Origin of the sequence: Streptomyces sp. NPDC057654, assembly GCF_042800135.1 — a bacterium.
GTDB lineage: Bacteria > Actinomycetota > Actinomycetes > Streptomycetales > Streptomycetaceae > Streptomyces.
The window spans coordinates 1-4670 of sequence record NZ_JBHVHQ010000690.1; the positions used below are offsets into that span (position 1 = coordinate 1).

The following is a 4670-nucleotide window of genomic DNA, read 5'->3' on the forward strand; positions in this document are numbered from 1 at the left end:
GCGGAGCCCAGTCCCCGGTCTCCGCGCGGCCGGCCGGCGGCCCCGACGCGTACGAGAGCGGGGCCGGGTGGCGCGGCTGGCGGCTGGAGCTGCGCGACGCGACGGGGGAGGGGTGCCGCGCCGTGCACCCCGTGGCGGTCCTCGCCGACCGGGGCCGTGCCCTGAAGCCCGGGGACATCCGGATGGAGTTCTACGACGTGCGGGAGCGCCGCTGGCGGCCCGTGCGGTTCGTACGGACCGACGCGGCGCAGAACGTCGGGGTCTTCGGCGGCGCGCCTGAAACGCCCGGCGCGTCCAGTGCGTCCGGCTTCCCCGGCTTCACCGTCCCCGCCGGGCGGACCGTCGTGGTGCCGGTGCGGCAGCGCTTCACGGGGACCGCGCCCGAGGGGCCGGTCACCGAGAGTGTCACCGCCGTGCGGCGGCGCTCCGGCGACGGCGCCTGGGTCGGCGGGTCCGGCGGGTCCGGCGACTACGCCTTCACCATCCGGCGGCCGGACGCGCACGGTGGGCGGCGGCTGCCGACGGAGGGCGCCCGCCGCTCCGACGGCCGCAGCCGCGAGGACGACACCAGGAGCCGCGCCCCCGCGCCGCCCGTCCTCGCCGACACGGGCCGGGGCGCCCCGCTCGTCGGGCTCGGCGTCGGCGCGGCCGTGCTCGTGCTCGGCGGCGGGGCGCTGCTGGCCGGGTCGCGGCGGGAGCGGCGCTGAGGTGCGAGGATCACGCCGTGGACTACCCAGTGGACTACCTGATGGACCAGGCGCCCGGCGCACCGGTCCGCTCCGGCATACCCGAGCACGGCCGCATCCCCAAGTACTACGCGGTGAAGGTCGAAGTCGCCGCCCTGCTCGATGAGTTGGGGGAGGACGGGCTGCTGCCGACCGAGCGTGATCTGGCGGTGCGGTTCGAGGTCTCGCGGGAGACGGTGCGTCAGGCGCTGCGCGAACTGCTGCTGGAGGGGCGGCTGCGGCGGCTGGGGCGCGGCACGGTCGTGGCCGGGCCCAAGCTGGAGCAGCCGCTGTCCCTCGCGAGCTACACGGAGGGCGTCCGGCGGCAGGGCCGCCGCCCCGGCCGCGGGCTGATCGGCCTGGAGCGCTCGCCCTGTTCGGCCGCGCTCGCCGCCGAACTCGGGCTCGAACGGGGCGAGCCCGTCTGGCACATGGAACGCGTGCTGCTCGCCGACGACGAACGGGTGGGGCTGGAGAGCACGTACGTGGCGGTGGAGCGCGTTCCGCACCTGGACACGGACTTCGAGCCCGACTCCTCCTTCTACGGCTATCTGCGCGACCGGCTCGGCATCCGCTTCGGCAGCGCGGACGAGCGGCTGGAGACGGTGCTCGCGACGCCGCGCGAGGCGCTGCTGATCGGGACGCCGCCCGCGCTGCCGATGCTGCTGATCCACCGGATGTCGAGGGACACGGAGGGGCTGCCGCTGGAGCGGGTGCGCTCGCTCTACCGCGGCGACCGCTTCTCCTTCACCGCGCGCCTGGAGGGCTCGGACCAGGAGGGGTGAGAGGGCGCAGGGCCTCGGCAAGGGGGCCGGGTCACTCCTCGCGCGGACGCCCGACCGGCAGCGAGCCGACCGGGCAGCCGGCCACCCCCGCCGTGTCGCGCGTGATCGCCTCGACGTTCTCGGCGGCCTTGCGGGGATCGGTCGTCCACAGCGTGTAGAAGTCGAACGGGCAGTCCGCCACGCCCACCGCCCCCTCCCCGGCGTCGTGCAGCGCCGAATAGCCGCGGTGCAGCAGCTTGTACAGGTGGTTCTGCGACTGGTCGTGGGCGCGCGCGTCGCGGATGGCGGAGACGGACAGCTGCGCGTACTGGACGCCGTACTCCTCCTCGCCGGTCTCGCCGAGGGTACGGCCGTCGAACCCGACGATCGAGGAGTGCCCGAAGTAGGAGTACACGCCGTCGAAGCCCGCGGCGTTGGCGACGGCGACGTAGCAGTTGTTCGCCCAGGCCATCGCCTTGGCCATCATGATCTGCTGGTCCTTGGCGGGGTACATATAGCCCTGGCAGCGCACGATCAGCTCGGCGCCCTTCATGGCGCAGTCCCGCCAGATCTCCGGGTAGTTGCCGTCGTCGCAGATGATCAGCGAGATCCGCAGCCCCTTGGGGCCCTCGGAGACGAAGGTGGAGTCGCCCGGGTACCAGTGCTCGACCGGGCACCACGGCACGATCTTGCGGTACTTCTGGACGATCTCGCCGCGGTCGTCGATGAGGACGAGGGTGTTGTACGGGGGCTTGCGGGGGTGGTCCTCGTGGCGCTCGCCCGTGAGCGAGAAGACGCCCCAGGTGCCCGCCTCACGACAGGCCGCGGCGAAGATGCCGGTCTCCTCGCCGGGCACGGTGGCGGCGGTGGCGTACATCTCGTCGGTGTCGTACATGATCCCCTGGGTCGAATACTCGGGGAACACCACGAGGTCCATGCCGGGCAGGCCGGTCTTCATGCCCGTCACCATGTCCGCGATCCGGCGGGCGTTGTCCAGCACCTCGGCCCGCGTGTGCAGGCGGGGCATCTTGTAGTTGACCACCGCGACGCCGACGGTGTCCGGGCTGGATGAGATGTCACCGTGTCGCATCGTTCTCCTCCTGCGGGGGTGAGGTCGTGCGTGCCCAAACGGTTCTGCGCCCCCAAGTCTCGCCCCCATCTGTGGTGAAAGTCACCAAAGGGGACAGCTTTCCCGCCCTTTCCCTCACCACCGGAATCACGGAAGGATAACGGGTCTAGGCCAAACTTCGCGGCCTGTTCACCGCGGCGCCGCCTTCCGGTCCGCCGCGGGCCACCCGATCAAAGGAGCGTTCCGGTCATGCGAGTCATAGTCGTCGGAGCCGGCGTGGTGGGGACCATGCACGCCTGGCAAGCGATAGAACGCGGCCACGAGGTCGTACACATCGAACGGGAAGCCGAGGCCAGAGGCGCCTCGGTGCGGAACTTCGGGCTGGTCTGGGTCAGCGGCCGGGCCGGCGGCGAGGAGCTGGACACCGCGCTGCGCGCCCGTGAGCTGTGGGAGGACATCGGCGAGCGCGTACCCGGCCTCGGCTTCCGCGCCAACGGCTCGCTCACCGTCCTCACCAGCCCGGCGGAGCTCGCCGTCGCCGAGGCCGCCGCCGCCCGCCCCGACGCCGCCGCCCGCGGCTACGCCCTCCTCGGCCCCGAGGAGACCCGCGCCGCCAACCCCGCCCTGCGCGGCAGCGCGATCCTGGGCGCCCTGCACTGCGAGCGCGACGCCGCCGTCGAGCCCCGCGTCGCACAGCGCGCCCTCAAGGACAAGCTCCTCGCATCCGGCCGTTACACCTTCCTCGGCGGCCGCGAGGTCCGCGAGGTCACCGGCGAGCGCGCCGTCCGCGACGACCACGGCGACGTGCACACCGCCGACGCCGTCGTGCTGTGCACGGGCGCCTGGCTCGGCGGCCTGGTCAAGGAGCTCGCCCCCGACCTGCCCGTACGGCGCGTACGGCTCCAGATGATGCAGACCGCCCCGCTCGGCGAGGCGCTGACCACCTCCGTCGCCGACGGCGACAGCTTCCGCTACTACCCGGCCTACGCGGGCGGCGCGCTCGACGCCATGGCCGCGGCGCAGCAGCAGCCGCCGGCCGCCGCCGCGCACCGGGCGCAGCTGCTGATGGTCCAGCGCGCCGACGGCGGGCTCACCATCGGCGACACCCACGAATACGACGCGCCGTTCAACTTCGACGTCGTCGAGGACCCGTACGAGCACCTGGCCGGGGTCGTCGAAGGGCTGCTCGGCCGCCCGCTGCCCGCGGTCCGCCGCCGCTGGGCCGGGGTGTACGCGCAGTGCACCGACACCGCGCGCGTCGTGCACCGGCAGCAGGTGCGCGACGGGGTCTGGCTGGTCACCGGGCCCGGCGGCCGAGGCATGACCTGCTCTCCGGCGATCGCCGAGCGCACCGCGAACGAACTGGGATGGTGAAGGAAACAATGACGACTCAGGACACCGCGCGCGACACCGCACAGAGCATTCAGCTCGTCGTGCTCGACATGGCCGGTACCACCGTCGCCGACGGCGGCCTCGTGGAGCAGGCGTTCGACGCCGCCGCCCGCAGCCTCGGCGTCGAGCCCGGCTCGGCCGACCACGCCGCGAAGCTCGACTACGTCCGCGCCACCATGGGCGAATCCAAGATCTCCGTCTTCCGTCACCTCTTCGGCGACGAGGAGCGGGCGCAGCGCGCCAACGCCGAATTCGAGTCCACCTACGGGAAGTTGGTGGCCGACGGCAGGTGCGCGCCGATCCCCGGCGCCCAGGAGGCCATCGAGCAGCTCAAGGCCGACGGCCGCAGGGTGGTGCTGACCACCGGGTTCGCCCGCGTCACGCAGGACGCCATCCTCGACGCGCTGGGCTGGCGGGACCTGGTCGAGCTGACCCTGTGCCCCGCCGACGCGGGCGGCCGCGGCCGCCCGTACCCGGACATGGTGCTCGCCGCGCTGCTGCGCACCGGGGGCGCCGACGGGGTGCGGCGGATCGCGGTCGCGGGTGACACCTCGTACGACATGATCGCCGGACGGCGCTCGGGCGCGGGCGTCGTCGCGGGCGTCCTCACCGGCGCGCACGGCGCGGACGCGCTGCGCGAGTCGGGCGCGACGCACGTCCTGGACTCCGTGGCCGAACTGCCGGAGCTGCTCACCCGCGTGGCGGGGGAGACCGAGAGCC

The 4670-nt window shown here is 73.6% G+C and carries 5 protein-coding genes; 4 read left to right on the top strand and 1 reads right to left on the bottom strand.

The window, feature by feature from the left end; translation table 11 throughout:
• On the top strand, positions 1-707 hold a 707-nt coding region (locus ACFU99_RS33720; protein ID WP_384399363.1), incomplete at its 5' end, for a hypothetical protein.
• Positions 708-736: 29 nt separating this feature from the next.
• Entirely contained in the window at positions 737-1510 is a 774-nt protein-coding gene (locus ACFU99_RS33725) for a GntR family transcriptional regulator (RefSeq protein WP_384399375.1), read from the top strand.
• A gap of 31 nt (positions 1511-1541) precedes the next feature.
• Here the strand turns inward: ACFU99_RS33725 and ACFU99_RS33730 are convergent, their stop codons facing one another.
• Positions 1542-2579, bottom strand: coding sequence for an aliphatic amidase (locus ACFU99_RS33730; RefSeq protein ID WP_384399366.1), 1038 nt, complete (start codon positions 2577-2579; stop codon positions 1542-1544).
• 228 nt (positions 2580-2807) lie between these two features.
• Between ACFU99_RS33730 and ACFU99_RS33735 the strand changes: the two genes are divergently transcribed.
• Both ACFU99_RS33735 and ACFU99_RS33740 read left to right on the top strand, forming a co-directional pair.
• Complete coding sequence (locus tag ACFU99_RS33735) at positions 2808-3932, top strand: TIGR03364 family FAD-dependent oxidoreductase (RefSeq protein ID WP_384399369.1); 1125 nt, start codon at positions 2808-2810, stop codon at positions 3930-3932.
• Positions 3933-3940: 8 nt separating this feature from the next.
• A partial coding sequence (locus ACFU99_RS33740) for a phosphonatase-like hydrolase (protein WP_384399372.1) occupies positions 3941-4670 on the top strand: 730 nt, incomplete at its 3' end.

Bases quoted from the DNA above. Each gene is read 5' to 3' on its own strand.
- ACFU99_RS33730 (WP_384399366.1), bottom strand. From the start codon at position 2,579: ATGCGACACGGTGACATCTCATCCAGCCCGGACACCGTCGGCGTCGCG.
- ACFU99_RS33735 (WP_384399369.1), top strand. From the start codon at position 2,808: ATGCGAGTCATAGTCGTCGGAGCCGGCGTGGTGGGGACCATGCACGCC.